Raw genomic sequence first — 19,855 nt, 5'->3', positions numbered from 1 at the left:
CATTGGATAACAGAAAAATAAAACACAAAAGTGACGATCTATTTTCTTAGTGGCTTGGGTGCCGATAGCAGGGCATTTAAATATTTAACCTTTCCGGTAAATACAGAGATTGTATTTATCGACTGGCTGATACCCGAAAAAAACGAACCGCTCCGCAGTTATGCAAAAAGGATTGCCGAAAAAATTGATCATTCAAAACCATTTATATTAGTTGGGCTTTCGTTTGGCGGCATACTTGCCACAGAAATTTTAGAATTTATTACGCCACAAAAAACTATTCTTTTATCAAGCGTTACACGGCGGCAGGAGCTTCCTTTTTATTACCGGATGGCCGGATTTTTTAAGCTTAACAAAATCATTCCCCTAAAATCAACCAATAAAATAAATTTTTTAACCAACTGGGTGTTTGGCATTTCTGCACCAAAAGATAAATTGCTTTTAAGCGAAATTCTTGCAGCTTCCAACTCGGAATTTTCCAGATGGGCAGTAAACGAAATTTTAAACTGGAAAAGAACCGTTACACCTTCAAACTTAATTCGCATACACGGTAATAAAGACAGGGTGTTGCCGATGATTAAGTTTAAGCCCGATTATTTAATAAAAGGCGGCGGGCATTTAATAGTAGTTACGCAGGCTAAGGAAATATCCAGCATTCTGGAAGCTGCAATACTTGAAGTTTGATAGAAAAGATAGCAAGCCGCTTCTCTACAAGTTATGCTACCACTCATCATGTAACCATCACACAATTGAACTTTTGAAGCCACCTTTGGTTATTATTTTTTTAAATACGACAGTTTTTCTGCAAAAAAACGTCTAACCATAAAACTAACATTAAAAATACAGTATGAATTTTTTTAGAATTTTCTTCAGCATTCTTTTTCTCTCTGTTTCAGTTACTTTAAATGCACAAATGCCTGGCGGAGGCCGTGGGCAAATGGGTGGCGGCCAAAATATGAACCTCGGCCATTTTTATGGTAAACTTGTTGACAGTATAACCAACAAACCTGTTGAAGCCGCTTCGGTGCAGCTTATTCAAAATAAATTAGACACAATTACCAAAAAAAGAAAAGACGTGGTAGTTAGCGGTATGCTTACCACAAAAAAAGGAGAATTCAGTTTAGAGAACTTAGCCATAATGGCGCAGTATAAATTAAAAATAACTGCTATTGGCTACAAACCCATTGAAAGAAAAGTTGCCTTTGAATTAAATATGTCGGGAATGAAACCCGGCGACATGAGCGGTATGCTTAGTGCCGTGGATAAAGATCTGGGCAACATAAAACTTACTGTAGATGCACAGCAACTGGCAGGTGTAACAGTAATTGCCAACACTCCATTACTTACCATGGGTATTGATCGTAAAATTTTTAATGTAGAAAGAAATCTTACCAGCGTTGGTGGTACCGCCGTAGATGTAATGAAAAATGTACCGAGCCTTAGTGTAGATATTGACGGTAACGTTACCATGCGTAATGCTGCGCCACAAATTTTTGTTGATGGAAGGCCAACTACAATGACATTAGACCAGATACCTGCCGATGCAATTGCAACTGTAGAATTAATTACCAACCCCAGCGCAAAATACGATGCCAGTGGTGGCGGTGCCGGTATTTTAAATATTGTACTGAAGAAAAACCGTAAAGCCGGATATAACGGTAACGTTAGGGCCAGTATCGACAGCCGTGGAAGGCCGGGCTTTGGCGGCGATATAAACATTAAACAACAGAAGGTGAATTTCTTTGCGGCTGGTATGTTGGGCATACGCAAATCTAAAAGCGAAGTGACAACAGAACGTACAGATTTTTTTACCAACAGTGTAGCCCACTCTGTACAAAATAATAACCCCGTTAACACAGGTTTTTTCAGCTTTGGACGTATGGGAATGGACTATTTTTTAAACAACAGAAATACATTTTCTATTGGTGGTAATATTGTAAGGGGGCAGTTTAAAACTAAAGATTTTCTTACAAGTTATAATGATACCAGTTACACTTCTACGGCTATAAGCGAAATGGCCACACGTACATCAAACAGCATTGGTAATTTTAGAAATTACGGCAGCACATTAAGTTACAAACATAACTATGCAAAGGCCGGTAAAGAACTTACTGCTGATGTAAATTTTAATTACAGTAAAAACGATAACGAATCGGATAACGATCAAAAACAATTTAGCAGTAACAGCACTCCAAAAGGATTCAATCTTTTTCAAAACACCGCCGGTGGTGGCACTACAAAATTTTATACTGTACAAACGGATTACAGCAACCCCATTACCGCAAAAATGAAAATTGAATTTGGTGCTAGAGCTGCCTTCAGAGATTTCAGGAGTTTTAATACAATTACAAACATTAATAAAGATTACAACGGACAAACTTTTTTTGGCAATAAAATTATTACCGATTATAAATTTACCGATGCAGTGTATGCAGGCTACACTACTTTCTCACAACAGCTTAAAAATTTTACTTACCAACTTGGATTAAGGTTAGAAAGCAGTAAGTATGATGGTAACCTTATTACAAAAAATCAATTGTTCAGCAACAGTTATCCTTTTAGTTTATTCCCCAGTGCTTTTCTTACTTACAAATTAACAGAGAAGCAGGATATGCAGTTAAATTATTCAAGAAAGATAAACAGGCCTAACTTTTTTCAACTGATACCATTTATTGATGTAAGCGATCCTTTAAACATTTCTAAAGGCAATCCTGATCTGATACCGGAGTTTACCAATCTTGCAGAATTGTCTTATCAAAATCAATTTAATAATAAGCATTCGTTTTTTACTACGGTGTACTTTCGTAATACCAACGATTTAATTACACGTTATCAATACCGTGATGTAAACCCCAACACTTCCATTTCTGACAGTGCAACATTTAACACTTATGCCAATGCCAACAGCAGTTTTACTTATGGTTTGGAGTTAACTGTAAGAGATAAATTTATCAGCTGGTGGGATCTGTCAACCAATTTTAATTTGTATAAAACCGATTTAAAAGCAGGTAATATTCCGGGCAGTATTAATCAATCGCTGGTAAGCTGGTTTGCGAAAATTAATAACAGTTTTAAACTGCCTAAAAATTATTCTATTCAATTAAGCGGCGATTACCAGGCAAAAACTTTACAGCCTGCTAGCAGCAGCGGTGGGGGCGGTGGAGGACGTGGCGGCGGAGGCGGAATGTTTGGTGGCGGTGGCGGTTTTGGCCAAAGCCAGCCAGGGGCACAGGGTTATATTAAGCCAAACTACGGAATAGAAATCGCTATAAGAAAAGATTTCTTAAAAAATAATGCCGCATCATTAACCCTGCAAATGAATGATGTGTTTAGAACTAAACTAAACGCCACTCATGCAGAAAGTTCTTTTTTAATTTATGATACCCAGCGCCGCAGAGATCCGCAGGTTGCCCGTTTAAGCTTTAACTGGCGCTTTGGAAAATTTGATGTAAACTTATTAAAGCGTAAAAATATGAGAGGCGAAATGGATAATATGCAAAATGCACAACAGGGAATGGGCAATTAGTAATGAGAGTTATTATATTATCGTAAAATATTTTAAATTGATAAAAAGGTTGCCCAAAAATGGCAACCTTTTTTATAGGAGAGTATTAGCCTTGTGGAAAAATTATATATTAAAATAATACAGCCTCTAAAAAAGAGGCTGTTTATATTCAGCGGAGAGAAAGGGATTCGAACCCCTGGACCTGTAACAGTCAACGGTTTTCAAGACCGCCGCATTAGACCGCTCTGCCATCTCTCCGCGGCAAAAATACGGTTTGAAATAGTTCAACCCAAAAGTTTTACTAAACTATTTCTGTTGGCGTTTTATCTTTTACTACCACAAGGTCTTTTAAATCAACAGTGATGGGCATTACACCCACTTGTAACACCGCTTTTTTTCCTCTTATTTCTTTTACAATACCTACCTGGCGGTTCTGTTTCATCTTTACTTTAGCGCCAATTACAATATCGCCGCCAATTTCTTCAAACTTTTCGTTTATTTTTTTTTGCTGCTTTTCTACTGTAAATTTTTCTTTTTGGTTAAACAGCAAGGCATGTATCATCTTTACCACTTTATCTTTATTTTCCGCTTTGCGCCATTCAATCACCATAGCTTTTAACCGGCGCTCCATATCTTTTAAATAAGCAAATTTTTCTTCCGATATTTTATTCTGGTGCATTAATCTTTCCACTTCCTGCTGGTGCTTTTCTTTATGCAAAACCTGGTTCATTTCTTTTTTCAGGCGTTCATTTTCTTTCAGTAGTTTTTGCAATTCTATTTTTTCAATATCAATTTTTTGCAGGTCCTGTTCGGTGCGGTTGAGTAATTTATCTAAAGTAAAATGATCTTCGTCCACAAGTGTCCTTGCTTTTTCGATCAATCTTTTTTCCAAACCAATTCTTTCTGCAATAGAAAATGTGTAAGAGCTCCCGGGCTTGCCCACAATTAATTTATACATCGGCAGCAAATTTTTCTCATCAAACTGCATGGCACCATTAATAATGCCTGGCACTTTATTGGCCATTACTTTTAAATTAAGATAATGGGTAGTAACAATACCAAAACTATGTTTATGCGCCAGTTCTTCCATTATTACTTCTGCAAAAGCGCCACCCAAATTAGGGTCGCTCCCACTACCCAGTTCATCAATAAAAAAAAGTGTTTTACCATTGGCATTTTCCATAAAATGCTTCATGTTTTTTAAATGAGAAGAGTAAGTACTGAGCTCAAATTCTAAACTCTGTGTATCACCAATATGAATCATCAGTTGTTTAAAAATACCCATCTCGCTATCAGGATGCATGGGCACCAGCAAACCACTTTGCATCATCAGTTGCAATAGGCCAACCGTTTTTAAGGTAACCGTTTTACCGCCGGCGTTAGGGCCGCTGATAACTAAAATGCGTTGCTTATCGTTAAGTGTAAGATTAACAGGAATAGTGGGCTTATTATTTTTTGCATTGTACAAAAGCAACAACGGATGATAAGCATTTATAAAATGCAGATGCGCTTTATCATTCACCATCGGGTAATTGCCACCATACTCCATTGCAAATTTTGCTTTTGCCCTTATAAAATCATATTCGCCTGCAACATCATGATAAATTTTTAAAAGGCTTGCATACGCACTTAGTTTTTGTGTAAGCATCCTTAAAATCCTGTACACTTCCCTGCTCTCGTCATGCTCTAAAGAAAATATATCGTTATTGAGTTGTGTAGTTTCTTCGGGCTCAATAAAAGTAGTTTTGCGGCTGTCGCTTTCCCCATGCATTACACCTTTTATCATGCGTTTTTGTTCGGCAAAAACGGCCAGCACCCTGCGGCCATTCATAAAGCTTTCTTCAATATCTGCCAGGTAACCGCTCTTGTTTAGTTTGCTTACAATTTTATCAAACAGGCGCCGCAGTTCGTTACGCTTGCGGTACAAATTCATTCTTATTTTTTCCAGATCTTCGCTGGCAGTATCTTTTACACTTCCGGTTTCATCTAATATTTCATCAATCAGTGCTATTATCGTTTTCTCATAATAAGTATGCTCAATAACTTTTGCTAATGCAGAATAGCCAATTCTTTTTTCATTATCAAACCATCTGAAAATATCAGCAGTATTTACTGCCAGTTTTTTTATATGCAAAAAATGTTCTCCGGTTAATACTGCACCCGGGATGCCGAGCAGTTTTAATTCTTTTTGTAAATTCAGTACAAACTCATTGGGAAAATACAAACCTGTTTGCGAAATTGATTTAAACTCGTTGCTCTGCTGCAGTTCGGTTTGTATAAATTCTTTTTTGGTATGTATGCGGAGAGTATTTGCTTTAGTTTTGGCAAATTCGGTGCGGCAATGCAATGCCAGAAAGGTTTTTACCTTTTCAAATTCTAACTGCACTAAAGCGGATTCGGGAAAAAATTTCATTTTTAAAAAATGGGATTCTTTTTTGTTCCGGGCAAAGGTACAAAAATCAACTTCAGTGGCGTCGCACTCTTCAACTGTAAATCTTTATTGAACTTTTATTGAAGCGGTTTTGGAAATTTAAAATTTCAGGCTACTTTCCCTTTTCGTGCTAATAACAAAACTATTGTGTAAACAATAAACAATAATTGAAGAACGATAAATATTAAAACTGCTATTGATAAATAATTATTAAGTCCGCCAAGCTGTTCAGAAGATTCGCAATCTGAAAAATCATAATAACGCCGGGGCATTAATTGATTTGTTGAACTGTTGATGAAAAATCCAGAAAAATAAAAAAACAAAATCAGTAAAACAGTTATCAGTACATGTGCCAAAAGTATCCTTCTGTTTCCTGTTTTTTTTGTACCCAGTAATAAATGACACAAGTAAGGAATACAAACTATAATAAGTATTAAGATACCCAAATAAATATTTGCCAGTACAAAATAGGTATCATGCAGATGTATATCAAAAGAGGATGTACCAAAAAATATTTTCTCAATAATGATTAAAATAATGGGAATTATCAACAACCAGTTCTCTATTTGTAAAAATATTTTTTTCATTCTTTGTTGTTGAATATTTTTTTATACCAGTAATCAATAAAAAAATAAATAAGCAGGTACAATAAAAGTAAAGGAGAATATTTTATACAACCCATAAAAATAAATGGGGTTACCAGCATTAAATCCCTATTACGAATACTTATAAAAACAAGAAATACATCTGCCAATATTGGAATTAAGATTATAACTAAAAGAACAGCAAGTGTTCCTTTGTTAGTTGGTTTTATGCTTTTTAAAAATAGTTTAAAAGCTTCAGTCATTTTGTTTTTTTATTTCTTCCACCTGCAATTCCTCCCACGGTGTTGTACCATCTTTTTCTCTTTTAAAAATAAAATCGTTGCTGGTAAGAATAACCATTTCTGCAGTAGTATAAATTTTACAACCATCCATTAAATGTCCGCCAATAGTTTTGCCTGTACTGTCGCTAATGCTGATATGAATGTGAGAACCATTTACCGAAACTGTACCCGTTAAACTCACTATTTCAAAATAGCCGCTATCGCTGCTGCCATTGGACTGGTTTGCAAAACGGATGGTATAATTGGTAATACTGCCGACACAAGTGCTGATCCACCCGGCTTTAATTTGCTTTTCGGTTACTAATTTTTGTATTTCCTGCTTTAGATCCTGCCCCGGCTTTAAACGAAAGGCATGGGCTTTTATATTTTCCATTGGTGATTTATCTTTATGCTGACATGAAGATAATGCAATGAGTAATAAAAGCCCCCTCCGCCCCCTGAAGGGGGAACTTCGGAGAATACTGATGAAACTGGCTATAAATTTTTACAAAACCAAATGACAATATTTTTTTTAAACATTGATAAGAGTAATTTGTTAAACTTACTTAAACAAAAATTGTTTTGCAAACTAACTAAAATAACTTTGCGTAAATAGATTAAAAATTAAAAATGCTTAAATCAATCCTTTTATCGGTTATTAGTTTTGCAGGTTTAACTTCCTGTGCACAAAAAGATAATGCGGTAAAAATAAAAAGCGACAATAAAATTATGACTACTTCAAATGCAAAATTAGATACAGCTACTTTTGGCACCGGTTGTTTTTGGTGTACAGAAGCCATTTTTCAGCAACTGGAAGGTGTGGAAAAAGTTGTTAGTGGCTACAGCGGCGGACATGTTGTAAATCCCACTTACGAAGAGGTTTGCAGTAAAACCACCGGCCATGCCGAATGTTTGCAGGTTTTTTATGACCCTGCAAAAATAAGTTACGATGAATTGCTTAAAGTTTTTTGGGAAGTGCATGATCCTACAACGCTTAATCGCCAGGGTGCCGATGCAGGGCCGCAATACCGCAGCGTAATTTTTTATAAAAACGAAGCAGAAAAAGCTTTGGCAGAAAAATACAAAGCGGAACTGGATAAAAGTGGCGCATGGGATAACCCAATTGTTACCACACTGGAACCTATGACAGTTTTTTATCCTGCAGAAGCATATCATCAAAATTATTATAACAACAATACCAGCCAGGGTTATTGCCAGTTTGTTATAAGGCCTAAGTTAGAAAAATTTGAGAAAGTTTTTAAAGATAAATTGAAGAAACATTAAGCTAAATTTATAGCGAAAGTATAAACTGATTTATTAGATTATCAAGCTTTCAAAATCTTCCATAGTAGCAGCAGCATCCACTTTAAATTCGCCAATTTTGGTGCGGCGGAGGCTGCTTAAGTATCCGCCGCAACCTAATGCTGCGCCATAATCGTTGGCAAGGCTGCGGATGTATGTACCGGTGCTGCAGATTACTTTAAAATGTACAACAGGTAATTCCACTGCTGTTAATTCAAACAATTTAATATTGATGTTCCTTAATTTTAATTCTACTTCCACTCCCCGCCTTGCCAGTTCGTATAAAGCCACGCCATCTTTTTTTATGGCAGAATAAATGGGCGGAAACTGTTGAATATCACCAATAAATTGTTTTGTTTTTTCGTGCAATAATTCTTTCGTTACAAATGAATAATCTTTTTGCTGTTCGGGTGTACTTTCTAAATCGTAAGTTGGTGTTACAGCGCCGAGTGTTATTGTGCCGGTGTATTCTTTTTCGGCAGCCATGTATTCGTTTATTTTTTTGGTGAATTTTCCGGTACAAACAATTAACAAACCTGTGGCCAATGGGTCAAGTGTGCCGGCATGTCCAATTTTTTTTATTTGTAAGATGTGCCGCATTTTTCTCACTACATCAAACGATGTCCAGTGTAGTGGCTTGTCAATTGATATTGCTTTCCCTTCTAAATAAGTTTGTTGTATTTCCGGATTGATGGGTGGCCGTTTCTCCCTTTCTTTTTTTACTGGTACATCGCCACCTGCTTCAATTAATTGATTGGTGTATCGTAAGCGGTATGTTTGTTTTCGTGCCATAATTTAATTGCAAAGCTATTAACTATAAACTATCAACCGTACTTAAATCGCCTGCCTGGCTTTTAATTCTAAATATTTATTTACTGCGTTAACAGTGAGCATTTCGGGAGTGGTGAGTACAGCAAGTATGCCATGCTTTTGTAATTCTTTTACAATTAATCTTTTTTCAAACTCAAATTTTTCTGCAATAGTTTTTATATACACTTCTTCAATGTTTGTGGCACTTAAATGAGATAGCTGGTGCAATTCTGTATTTTCGAAAAACACTACCATTAGTAAATGATGCCGTGCAATGCTGCGTAAATAATTTAACTGGCGGCGCAGACCTGATAAAGATTCGAAGTTGGTGTATAAAATTAATAAGCTGCGGTGTTTTATACGGTTGCGTATTTGCATGTACAGCATTTCGTAATCGCTTTCTAAAAAAGCGGTATCCTGATTGTAAAGTAACTGTAAAATGTTTTCTCTTTGTATTGGTTTTTTATCGGCAGCAATTAACGAACCCATTTTATTTGCAAAAGTCATCACTCCTACCCTGTCTTGTTTTTGCAGGCAAACATTACATAAAACCAATGTGCTGTTAATAGCATAATCTAAAAGCGTTAATTCGTTAAAAGGCATTTTCATTAATCTGCCTTTGTCAATTATGCAATATACCTGCTGCGATTTTTCGTCGGTATAATTGTTTACCATTAAACTGCCTTTACGTGCTGTTGCCTTCCAGTTTATGGTTCTCATATCATCGCCACGTACATATTCTTTTATTTGCTCAAACTCCATGCTGTGGCCAATTTTACGCATGCGCTTGTTGCCGTGTTCTGTTTGTATGGTAGTTTGAGAAAGTAATTCGTATTTACGCAATTGTAAAAAAGAAGGATAAACCGGAATAGTTTCTGTTGCTTCAATATCGTGGCGGCGCATGAGTAAACCCAGTAAAGATTTTACATACAAAATAATATTGCCAAAATTATATTCGCCCCTTTCTACCGGCCTTAGTTTGTAAATTATATTTTTTTGTTCGTTTGCAGCAAAGCGGTAATGTAATTTCCAGTCACGTTTTTGAAATTGTACCGGCAGCTCATCAATAATTTCCATGGTTACGGTAAAGGGCATACGGTTAATTACCTGCAGTTCTATTTTATTTTCATAACCGTTACTTAAGCGGTCGGCCGTTAAGCGCTTAGCAGTTGGGCTTTTGCTAACTATAAACAAAAACAGGTAATCGATTAAAATTAAAACAGTAGCAACCGCTAAAAGTGTTTTAGGCAATTGCATTAAAGGCGTATAAAAAAAAGAAACAATAAATAATACAATGCACAAGCCTATGGCAAGATAAAATCTTGTGGTAAGGTATAAGTTGCCGATATATTTTTTTACAGGATTCATAAAATGCCCTCTAAATTCTTTATGAGGGAACTTAGAGTAAGATTATTTAAAGTTCTTTTAAAATTATTCATATAAAATTCAGTAATGCTCAATAAAGAGATATTGCTGAAGAGTGCGACGCCAATGAAGCAAAATAGAATTACTTATGTCTGGCCCCCAAAAAAACAACATCATCTTCTTTTTGATCTCCTCCATAGTTCCCCCTTCAGGAGGCGGAGGGGGCTTTTTACCTAGGCACTTCAATCGCTTTTAAAATATTATCAATTAAATCATCTGCTGTAATACCTTCCATTTCTTTTTCGGCGGTAAGTATAATGCGGTGGCGCAATACATGCGGCGCCATTTCTACAATATCTTCCGGGGTTACAAAATCTCTTCCTTTAATGGCGGCATTGGCCTTGGCCGATTTTAAAATTGCCAGCGATGCCCTTGGCGATGCACCAAGATACAAAGCAGGATTGTTACGGGTTTCGTTTACAATCCGGGCAATAAATTCAATCAGCTTGGGTTCTACAATTACCGATTGTATCTGACTGCGGAAATGTTGAATATCTGCCGGCGATAAAATCTTTTTTACATCTTCCAGCATCTGGCTCTGCGATTTACCCTGCTGGTTAGTTAATATATTTATTTCTTCGGCAAGCGATGGATATTTCACTTCTATTTTAAAAAGAAAACGGTCTAACTGTGCTTCGGGCAAACGGTAAGTGCCTTCCTGCTCAATGGGGTTTTGCGTTGCTAAAACTATAAACGGCATACGCATCATGTGTGTATAGCCATCTACAGTAACCTGGCGCTCTTCCATTACTTCAAACAATGCGGCCTGTGTTTTTGCAGGTGCCCTGTTAATTTCATCAATTAAAATAATGTTGCTGAAGATGGGTCCCGATTTAAAACGGAACTCTCCTTCTTTAGGATTAAATACCGATGTACCTACTACATCACTCGGCATTAAATCGGGTGTAAACTGCAAACGTGAGAAATCAACATCAATAATTTTTGCAATTAGTTTTGCGGTTAAAGTTTTTGCAACGCCGGGTACCCCTTCAATTAATATATGACCGTCGCAAAGCAAACCAATCATGAGCAGATCAACCATTTTATACTGGCCTACTATTACACGGCTTATTTCGTTTCGTATTTCATATACGGCTTTGTTAAGGCCTCCCAAATCGATCCGTTGCTGAAAAAGATTTTCTTCCATTATTTTTTAATTACTGTTTTTTATAAAATTTTTGTATTTGTTCGTTTAAAGATAATAATTGATAATCATCTACTGCTTCATTAGTTTGTGCATGATGAATTGCCCTGTACAAAGCTTCTACTTTTTCTCTGGCCACGCCACTTTTTCTGCTGAGTGTAGTAATAAAATCGGCGTTTATATTACTGGTGTTTAAAAAATAATTATTTCTTACATACTCATTAAAATATGTACTCATTTTTTCTGCTATATTTTTATTGTCTTTTTTCTGCAAGTATAAACGACCAATGGTTTCGGTAAAAGTTACGGTAGTGTTTTCGTTAAACTTTCTTTTTTCGATAATACGCTGTCTGCGTTTTATACTAAATAAAATGTACAGTAAAAGCAATAACAGGCTTAACCAAAATGCCCAGGCTAAAGCATTGTGTGAGAGAATTACACTTAAAGAAGAAAAGCCTTTACCGCTTTTGTCATTATCATTATCGACGCTTCTTTTAGACCGGAGTTTTAAATAATAATCATCCCAATACAAATGATCGGGATTATTTGCCGTATAGGAAAAAACATTTTCCATATACCGGTAATTTTCATTTTTCAATAAAAAATAATTGCTGAAAGCTTTAGGGTCGCAATGCAAAAACAATTTTCCTTTGCCATGAAAAAATACAATGTAGTTGGGTTTTTTATTTTCATTTACACCCAGCACTTTTGTAAATACATTATCGTAATTATAAAAAGAATTTTTATAAGGATGATAATAGTATGAAAAAGAAGAATCGCTGAATTTAGTATTGGTATTTCTTATCGAATCAAAAAAATTATAGTATTCCGGAATAGGTTTATAATCTTCTTTACATTTAATTTCTTTCAGCAATGCATCATCAATATAATTGGCTGCAATAAAAAGACTGTTGCCTGCATACACATAATTCATCATGGCTTTCACTTCTTCATCATTAACATATAATGCAGGTGCAATGCAAACGTATAAAGAAGCAGTGTCAGAAATTTCGTTCCATGTTTTGGTAAATGCCTGCTTTTTATCCCTGATAGTATTGCGGCTGAACATATTTTCCATTTGGTCATAAGCTATATAGGCACCAAAAGGTCTTTTATCCAATTTGGAAAACGTTTCAGTTAATGAAGGCAGGGTTTTTTGGCTCTGATCGTTACAAGATGCAATTGATACTGCAAGCAGCAACAATAAAAAGATATGTAGATATTTTTTGTTCAACTTAAAAATTACAGCTTACTGTTAAATTGTGAAAAGCCGGTTTCTAAACGGCGGTAAATATTTTCTTCTATAGCAAACTCTCCGTACCACACATACTCGTAATTTAAAGTAAGTGCTGCAAAATCGTTCTGATAATTTTTATTAGTTATTTCTCTTACGTAATTGTTATTGGTTTTATCTGCTGCCAGCTCTATTAAATTTTTGGCAGCAAGTTTATGCAATGTTTGTAAATACTGGTAGCGCACGGCAAGCCTGTAATTACCGCTTTGTATTGCCAGGCGAATCAATCTTTCAAAATCACTTTCGCTGGTTATTACTTCTTCTTCAACTTGGGGGGATGTGTTTTTTAACGAAGTAGTTCTTTTTCGAAAAGCCCCTTCTGTTAAAAATAATTTATACAAAATAAACAGTACAAAAAATGCTGCCAGCATCCATAAAAAAATCTGCAGTCCGCCGGATGACAAAAACTTCTCTAAGGCACTTGGACCAGATGGGGTATAAGTCTTTTCTTCTTTTTTTTCTTTTCCTTTTTCCTTTTCTGCTTTTAATAAACTGTCTAAATGTTTTACATAAGCAAAAGCTTTTAAATTTTTCCATGCTTCAACCGTATCGGGAGAAATGGTAAGCCTGTTGTAATATACTGTGGTGTCAACAAATAATGTATCGGCCACTTGCTCCACAACGGTTACAGTTTCTTCATCAGAAGCATTGTCGTAAGAATCTTCTGACTGATTTAATGTTGAATCTTCGTAAACATATTTTTTATCCTGTGCTTTTGGTACAGCATAAAAAAAGATGGTACAAATTGATATGAAAATAATTTTACGCATTGTCTTGCTTCAACCGGTTGATGATACCATCGGGTTGAATATAATAACCTTTTTTATGTAAGCGGATGGGGAGGATAACAAAATACCAAACAATAAAAGATAATGAACAGGCCAATATAGTAACGCTTGCCCAAACCGGCAAGCCGGGGTTAGCTTCTTTATCGAATGTCTGGCTCATTAAATGCGTAACATAGCTTTCAAAAAAAGCAGCTAAAATAAAAATGGGTATTAAACATATCAGCACTTTGGCTGCATCTTTTATCCCGTGTTTAAAAGAATTCATTCTTGAATAAGTGCCGGGAAACAAAATGCCACTGGCTAAAATAAACCCTGCGGTAGAAGCAATTACGATAGCAGAAATTTCTAACGTGCCGTGTATCCAAATTACCATAATCGATTTTATACCGAGGCCTTTTGAAAAAAACATGTATTGAAAACACCCCAGCATAATTCCATTTTGCCACATTACCCAAACCGTTAAAATGCCTAATGTAAAACCAAAGATAAAACTAAGAAAAGCCACCCTTATATTATTAAACCCAATTCGTACAAACATCGAAAATGGGTTATCATCTTTATATACGCCAAAAGGGTCGCCTTTTGCAATGTTTTCTTCTGTCATGTTTACATATTTGTTGCCTAAAACCCCTCTTACAAATTCTTCGTTGTACATAGATGAAAAAACACCTATTGCTGTAAAGAGTAAAAAAATAAATGTGGTAAACAAAAATATGCGGTGGTATTTTTTGAACAGCAGCGGTAATTCAAATTTCCAGAACTGGAAAATGCGGCTGTATTTTTCTTTTTTATTTTGATAAATGCTTTGGTAAATACCGGCAGCTATTCCATTTATCCAACGGGTAACTTTACTTTTTGGATAAAAAGTTTTGGCATAAGAGAGGTCGTCGATAAGTGTAATAAAACGTTCAGCCGTTTCATCAGGGTTATCGGTGGGTGAATGCTGGTACTCCTTCCATTTATCGGCATTCTTTTTAATAAACATTGCTTCTCTCATTCCTTAAAATTAGCCCCTATCCCCTAAAGGGGAACAGCACTTTTTAAATTAAAAATTATAATTTATTCAATCTTTATAAAATTAAAAAGACAATATACCTTTAAATCAACTTTTTTCGACCTACAAGTTGATGAATTTTTTATAAATAAAAAAATTGATGTTTAAGCTTATCTGTTAAAAGCAATTTGTATTTTGCATACACATGTCCATAATTCAAGTAAATACTGCATTTAATATAGATTTGGAGTTTGATATAGCCGAATTTCATAAACGGCTGCTGGCTTACATTATTGACTATATTTTAATGGTAATTTATATGTGGAGTATGAAATCGCTCATGTATTATGGGTTCAGGCTCGATTTTGAAACTAATATGGGTATGGATATTTTACTCATTTCTCTTCCCTTACTATTATACTCCTTACTTACCGAGCTATGGATGAATGGCCAAACCATTGGAAAAAAAATAATGGGCATACGGGTTATCAGCCTCGAAGGTGGCGAGCCAACATTTGGCCAGTACATTTTAAGATGGATAACCAAATTTTTTGAGTGGCCTTTTTTATTTGGGTATATTTTTTACTCTTCGGGAGCGCTATTTGCCTATACATTTTTTACGGGCCTTTTTGGAATTGCAGTGGTTATAATAATTGCAGTTACGCCAAAAAATCAGCGCCTTGGCGATTTGGCAGCCGGCACCGTTGTGGTTAATACCAAAACAAACCTTACTATTGATGATACCATTTTTAAAGAGATAAACAGTAACGATTATAAAGTAACTTTCCCTACTGTAATGCGGCTTAGCGACAGGGATATAAACACCATTAAAGGAGTAGTAACGCAGGCTGGCAAAAATGGTAATTACGAAATGTGTAACCGTGTTGCCATGAAGGTAAAAGATGTCTTAAAAATACAATCTGATTTATATCCTGACCAGTTTTTGGAAAAATTGCTGGAGGATTATAATTATTTAGCGACAAGAGAATAAACAATAAACCCAAATATTTTCTTCAAAAAATTAGTGCTGATTGAAAATGTATTTAAACTTACATCACCTGCTTAATTCCACTCTTTTAATAATTTTTTTCCTGTTTCTTTAATGGTAGGATCGTCTTCTGTATGATTGGGGACTTTCATCATTTCGGCAAGCAATGCCTTGGCTTTATCCTTTTGGTTGTTGCGGTGGTATGCTTTTGCCAGTTCTAAATAATTTAAAATAAAACCCGGTGTTAAGGCTTTTACTTTTTCAAATGCAGCAATGCCGGTTTTTAATGATGATGCAGGAAAACCTCCGTAAAAAACTTTAACGGCCGATCTTTCAACAAAATTTAAATTACTTATTTCGTAATGCCAGCGGCCCAGTACATGCCAGGCTAAAAAATTATTAGGATCACTTTTTAATGCAGCTTCCACATACTTTTTTAAATCTTTTGCCGATGCAACTTTTTCTTTACCCGATTTAGTCATAGTGCTTCGGCCAAGCATAATCGCCATTGAAGTATTAGCTTCCGAGCTGGTTGAATCTATTTTTAATGCAGTTTGTGCATAAATTTTTGCAGCGGCATAATAATCATCCCGGAGTTTGGTATTTGTTTGCCGCTGTGCTATACGGCTGCATAGTTCACTGCTTTTGCTTAACGCATGGATGTGAGTAGGTTTTATTTTTAAGGCTTCTTTAAATTTTACCAATGCAGCTTTTTCGTCTGGCAAATTTTCCAGTCTTTCGGCTTCTTTAACAATAGAATTAATATCCTGCGCTGCAGGTTTTAAAAAAGTAAGGATTGAAATGATAAATATTAAAAACAACTTCATTCTAAAAATCTTTTTTGTAACTAACCCCCACACTACCTTCAAATGCTGCGATGGGCGGATGTAATTTTTTTATACTGATATGGATTGAGGTAATTCTGCTATCTGCTTTGTAGATCGATTGTGCCAAATCCTGTGCCACAGTTTCTAAAAGATGAGTTGGTACATTCATACGCTGCTTAATGATATCATAAATTTTTACATAGTCGATTGTTTGGTTTAACCTGTTTACCAAACCATATTCTTCAAAAGTTACATCTGCATTTACATCGTACTCTTTGCCTAAAACTTTTTCTTCCTCATGCAAACCATGAAAAGAAAAGAATTTTAGATTATGAAGATGTATGGTGAACATTAATGAATAATGAAAAATAAATAATTAATAATTTTTCAACTTGAAAAATTTTGGATAATTGAAAAAAAGTTAACTGATTAAAACATTATACATTATTAATTAACTAATTATCCATTATCATAGTCCTTTCTCACTCAAATATCTTTCTGCATCCAGTGCCGCCATACAGCCACTGCCTGCAGCTGTTACTGCCTGCCTGTAAATTTTATCCTGTACATCGCCGCTTGCAAACACACCTTCAATATTTGTTTTAGAAGTCCCGGGTATAGTTTTTAAATAACCTGCATCATCCATATCTAAAAAACCTTTAAAAATATCGCTGTTGGGTTGATGACCGATAGCAACAAAAAATGCACTCACCGGAATTTCAGTCTTCTCTCCTGTTTGATTATTTTTTATTCTTACTGCTTCTACCTTTTTATCGCCTAAAATTTCATCAGTTTCACTATGCCAGTACATTTTTATGTTAGCTGTTTTTATAACTCTTTCCTGCATTATTTTACTTGCCCTCATTTCTCCTTTTCGTACAATCATGTGCACTACCGAACAAATTTTAGAAAGATATAAAGCTTCTTCTGCCGCTGTATCACCAGCACCAACAATCGCCACTTCTTTTCCTTTAAAGAAAAAGCCATCACAAACTGCACAGGCACTAACGCCATATCCATTTAACCGCTGTTCACTTTCCAGTCCCAGCCATTTTGCGCTGGCACCGGTTGATATAATTACCGAATCCGCTTCAATCCATTTTTCTTCATCTACTTCCACTTTAAAAGGATGTACATTAAAATCAACTTTAGTTGCTAAGCCATAACGAATATCTGCTCCCATACGCTTGGCCTGATTCTCAAAATGCACCATCATATCAGGTCCCTGAATGCCATCGGGATAACCGGGATAATTCTCCACTTCTGTTGTAATAGTTAACTGCCCTCCTGGCTGTATGCCCTGGTATAAAACCGGGTTTAATCCTGCTCTTGATGCATAAATTGCTGCAGTATAACCTGCCGGCCCCGATCCAATAATTAAACAATGTACTTTTTCTGTATCCATAAATTTTATTAAAATGCTACTCCACGAATTTACAGGATTATTTTATTGTGCTATATGCTTTCCAAAAAATAAGGAAGGATATTTTTAGATCCTGATAATAATGTACGGTTATTTTACAATGAGCGTTTTGTACCATGCGGCATAGCCGCAAAAAGCACCTAATGCACCATTATTTATGTTGCCAATTACTTTATTAGGTTGTGCAAATGGGTTGCCAATACTTTGTTGAGAAAACTCCCAGGTATTCCAGAAAGTGTAAGTGGCTTTATCAATATTGCACAATTTTACGGAAACAGTATCGCCTCTTCTAAAAAAATTACTGTCGGAAGATATTCTGTTATTTCTGTCAACACCCGGTTCTACCTGTATTTCATAAGTAGTGCCGTCAATTACTGCATCATCAAAAACAGAATTTTCTCCCGGTAAAAAATTACCCCTGTTCTTTTTTGTAAAATACCGAATGTAGTTTCCTAATCCCGGCGGGTCGGTAGCACGTGTAACTAAAACCCTTTTATTGGTATCAGGGTTTTGCGGTGCTCTTTTAAACCATAACGAATCGGGAACTTTTGTTAATAAAGGAATATTTGTTGTAGCAGTATAATCTTTGCCCTCTGCTTTAATAACTAATGAATATTTTTTATTAAACTGTCCCAAAAATGCTGTAGCAAGATTGGCAGAATCAATGCTGTAATAATAAAAGGCATATCCACCACCCAAAGGAATAGTATATTCTTTCAATTTATGTGTAAGTGTACCGTTGGATATAGTAACATCGGCATTATGCACAAATGAACTGGCTAAAATTTGTGGACTGATAGTACTGAAATAATCAAAGCTTTTAGTAAGCACAACACTTGGTGCAACATCGTTTTCTATCTGTGCATCCACCACTAAAACATCATCTGCGTTTTTTAAATTAAAATCAATATTTTTTTCGCAGGAGGAAAGAAAAAATATTGTAAGGAAAACTAGAAAAATATTTTTCATATTGTTACAAAATTACAACTACAAAACTTTATTTAAATGATTATTGTGTTAATCTTAATAAACAAAATTGCCGGTAAAATAGTTCAAACAAAAATCCTCCTGCTTTTGGCAGAAGGATCTTTTTTGAATAACCCATCAAAATATTATTAACCTAAATAGGCTTTTAATGCACCGCTGTAACGGGCTTTTTGCAAACGTTTAATAGCTCTTTCCTTAATCTGGCGAATGCGCTCTTTGGTCAAGTCATACTTTTGACCAATTTGCTCAATGGTTACACCATTTTCTCCATCCAAACCAAAGTAGGCATTTACAATTTCTGCTTCCCTTGGACTTAATGATTTTAATACCCTGCGGATCTCATTTTTCAATGAATCATGCATTACATCTTCGTCAGTTTCATCGCCACCTTTCAATAAATCACCCATGGCTACATCTTCGGCTTCATGCACGGGTGCATCAAGGGAAGTATGACGGGTGTTGCTTTGAAAAATGTTGTTGATCTCTGTTTCACTCATCTCCAGTAATTCTGCTAATTCTTCTGTACTTGGCTCCCGCTCATGTTCCTGTTCAAAAGCCATGTAAGCTTTATTAGCTTTATTGTACGTGCCAATTTTGTTTTGTGGCAAGCGGACTAATCTGCCCTGCTCTGCCAACGCCTGCAGTATAGATTGGCGAATCCACCACACAGCGTAAGAAATAAATTTGAAACCTTTAGTTTCGTCAAAACGTTGTGCCGCTTTGATTAAGCCGAGGTTGCCCTCGTTAATTAAATCGCTAAGAGAAAGGCCCTGATGCTGGTACTGCTTAGCTACAGATACCACAAAACGAAGGTTGGCCTGCACCAATTTGTCCAAAGCTCTTTGACGAAGTTGACCGGTTGGTCGGTCGTCACGACGATTCTGGCGACCGGCGTCCTCATGACCGTTTACACTCTCGCCGGCGGCATTAAGGCCGTTGTGTGGGTAGGCGTGCTGCAGAGCGGAGTGCTCATCCTCGGCACTCTCGTCTGCCTGGCCGCGGTGATCATGAAAACGTCCGGCGGCATGGGCGAAATTGTTCGCATCGGCGACGCTCACGATAAATTCAGCCTTGG

General features: G+C 36.0%; 20 protein-coding genes and 1 tRNA gene. 5 read left to right on the top strand and 16 right to left on the bottom strand.

Annotation, left to right across the window (positions count from 1 at the left end):
- Positions 1-30: 30 nt before the first annotated feature.
- Together ACY651_RS16470 and ACY651_RS16465 are read left to right on the top strand one after the other, a co-directional pair.
- The gene (locus ACY651_RS16470) at positions 31-681 is read left to right on the top strand and encodes an alpha/beta fold hydrolase (protein WP_462254588.1); all 651 of its coding nucleotides are present in this window, start codon (positions 31-33) and stop codon (positions 679-681) included.
- Positions 682-844: 163 nt separating this feature from the next.
- The gene (locus tag ACY651_RS16465; protein ID WP_462254587.1) at positions 845-3,523 is read left to right on the top strand and encodes a TonB-dependent receptor; all 2,679 of its coding nucleotides are present in this window, start codon (positions 845-847) and stop codon (positions 3,521-3,523) included.
- 152 nt (positions 3,524-3,675) lie between these two features.
- Here the strand turns inward: ACY651_RS16465 and ACY651_RS16460 are convergent.
- The 5 genes from ACY651_RS16460 to ACY651_RS16440 form a co-directional block, all read right to left on the bottom strand.
- Positions 3,676-3,760, bottom strand: a tRNA-Ser gene (locus ACY651_RS16460).
- A gap of 43 nt (positions 3,761-3,803) precedes the next feature.
- Positions 3,804-5,915 carry an endonuclease MutS2 gene (locus ACY651_RS16455; protein ID WP_462254586.1) on the bottom strand — a complete coding sequence of 704 codons (2,112 nt, stop codon included), beginning with the start codon at positions 5,913-5,915 and terminating at the stop codon, positions 3,804-3,806.
- Between the two features lie 125 nt (positions 5,916-6,040).
- The gene (locus ACY651_RS16450; protein WP_462254585.1) at positions 6,041-6,520 is read right to left on the bottom strand and encodes a hypothetical protein; all 480 of its coding nucleotides are present in this window, start codon (positions 6,518-6,520) and stop codon (positions 6,041-6,043) included.
- A complete protein-coding gene (locus ACY651_RS16445) occupies positions 6,517-6,780 on the bottom strand; it encodes a hypothetical protein (protein WP_462254584.1) in 264 nt (87 codons plus the stop codon). The genes ACY651_RS16450 and ACY651_RS16445 overlap by 4 nt, the downstream gene beginning before the upstream one ends.
- On the bottom strand, positions 6,773-7,192 hold the full coding sequence (locus ACY651_RS16440) for a PPC domain-containing DNA-binding protein (RefSeq protein ID WP_462254583.1): 420 nt from the start codon (positions 7,190-7,192) through the stop codon (positions 6,773-6,775). The genes ACY651_RS16445 and ACY651_RS16440 overlap by 8 nt, the downstream gene beginning before the upstream one ends.
- Before the next feature lie 236 nt (positions 7,193-7,428).
- Between ACY651_RS16440 and msrA the strand changes: the two genes are divergently transcribed.
- Positions 7,429-8,082 (top strand): peptide-methionine (S)-S-oxide reductase MsrA, encoded by a 654-nt coding sequence (gene msrA / locus ACY651_RS16435; RefSeq protein WP_462254582.1) that lies wholly within the window; start codon positions 7,429-7,431, stop codon positions 8,080-8,082.
- A 33-nt stretch (positions 8,083-8,115) separates the two neighbouring features.
- Here the strand turns inward: msrA and truB are convergent, their stop codons facing one another.
- The 6 genes from truB to ACY651_RS16405 all read right to left on the bottom strand — a co-directional run bounded on the left by truB (position 8,116) and on the right by ACY651_RS16405 (position 14,558).
- Positions 8,116-8,892 carry a tRNA pseudouridine(55) synthase TruB gene (gene truB / locus ACY651_RS16430; RefSeq protein WP_462254581.1) on the bottom strand — a complete coding sequence of 259 codons (777 nt, stop codon included), beginning with the start codon at positions 8,890-8,892 and terminating at the stop codon, positions 8,116-8,118.
- Between the two features lie 42 nt (positions 8,893-8,934).
- The gene (locus ACY651_RS16425) at positions 8,935-10,278 is read right to left on the bottom strand and encodes a DUF58 domain-containing protein (protein ID WP_462254580.1); all 1,344 of its coding nucleotides are present in this window, start codon (positions 10,276-10,278) and stop codon (positions 8,935-8,937) included.
- A gap of 226 nt (positions 10,279-10,504) precedes the next feature.
- Complete coding sequence (locus ACY651_RS16420; RefSeq protein ID WP_462254579.1) at positions 10,505-11,482, bottom strand: AAA family ATPase; 978 nt, start codon at positions 11,480-11,482, stop codon at positions 10,505-10,507.
- Positions 11,483-11,492: 10 nt separating this feature from the next.
- On the bottom strand, positions 11,493-12,599 hold the full coding sequence (locus ACY651_RS16415; protein ID WP_462254578.1) for a DUF4350 domain-containing protein: 1,107 nt from the start codon (positions 12,597-12,599) through the stop codon (positions 11,493-11,495).
- 122 nt (positions 12,600-12,721) lie between these two features.
- On the bottom strand, positions 12,722-13,543 hold the full coding sequence (locus tag ACY651_RS16410; protein ID WP_462254577.1) for a hypothetical protein: 822 nt from the start codon (positions 13,541-13,543) through the stop codon (positions 12,722-12,724).
- Complete coding sequence (locus ACY651_RS16405) at positions 13,536-14,558, bottom strand: stage II sporulation protein M (RefSeq protein ID WP_462254576.1); 1,023 nt, start codon at positions 14,556-14,558, stop codon at positions 13,536-13,538. The genes ACY651_RS16410 and ACY651_RS16405 overlap by 8 nt, the downstream gene beginning before the upstream one ends.
- Positions 14,559-14,760: 202 nt before the next feature.
- On the opposite strand from ACY651_RS16405, the gene ACY651_RS16400 reads away from it, so the two are divergent.
- Positions 14,761-15,546: an RDD family protein gene (locus ACY651_RS16400; RefSeq protein WP_462254575.1), complete on the top strand. Its 786-nt coding sequence runs from the start codon at positions 14,761-14,763 to the stop codon at positions 15,544-15,546.
- 71 nt (positions 15,547-15,617) lie between these two features.
- Here ACY651_RS16400 and ACY651_RS16395 read toward each other — a convergent pair whose 3' ends face one another.
- The 5 genes from ACY651_RS16395 to ACY651_RS16375 form a co-directional block, all read right to left on the bottom strand.
- Positions 15,618-16,370 (bottom strand): tetratricopeptide repeat protein, encoded by a 753-nt coding sequence (locus ACY651_RS16395; protein WP_462254574.1) that lies wholly within the window; start codon positions 16,368-16,370, stop codon positions 15,618-15,620.
- A 1-nt stretch (position 16,371) separates the two neighbouring features.
- Positions 16,372-16,722 (bottom strand): dihydroneopterin aldolase, encoded by a 351-nt coding sequence (locus ACY651_RS16390; protein WP_462254573.1) that lies wholly within the window; start codon positions 16,720-16,722, stop codon positions 16,372-16,374.
- A gap of 117 nt (positions 16,723-16,839) precedes the next feature.
- Positions 16,840-17,775: a thioredoxin-disulfide reductase gene (trxB, locus tag ACY651_RS16385; RefSeq protein ID WP_462254572.1), complete on the bottom strand. Its 936-nt coding sequence runs from the start codon at positions 17,773-17,775 to the stop codon at positions 16,840-16,842.
- Between the two features lie 108 nt (positions 17,776-17,883).
- Positions 17,884-18,762: a DUF4249 domain-containing protein gene (locus ACY651_RS16380; protein WP_462254571.1), complete on the bottom strand. Its 879-nt coding sequence runs from the start codon at positions 18,760-18,762 to the stop codon at positions 17,884-17,886.
- A 146-nt stretch (positions 18,763-18,908) separates the two neighbouring features.
- A complete protein-coding gene (locus ACY651_RS16375) occupies positions 18,909-19,616 on the bottom strand; it encodes a sigma-70 family RNA polymerase sigma factor (RefSeq protein ID WP_462254570.1) in 708 nt (235 codons plus the stop codon).
- 6 nt (positions 19,617-19,622) lie between these two features.
- On the opposite strand from ACY651_RS16375, the gene ACY651_RS16370 reads away from it, so the two are divergent.
- Positions 19,623-19,855, top strand: a 233-nt coding sequence (locus ACY651_RS16370; protein WP_462254569.1) for a sodium:solute symporter family transporter, incomplete at its 3' end; no start/stop codon positions are given.

It is taken from the genome of Ferruginibacter sp., from assembly GCF_031391665.1.
Classification (GTDB): Bacteria; Bacteroidota; Bacteroidia; order Chitinophagales; family Chitinophagaceae; genus Ferruginibacter.
Note: the sequence above shows the minus strand (reverse complement) of the source record. Positions and strands in the feature narration are given on the sequence as shown.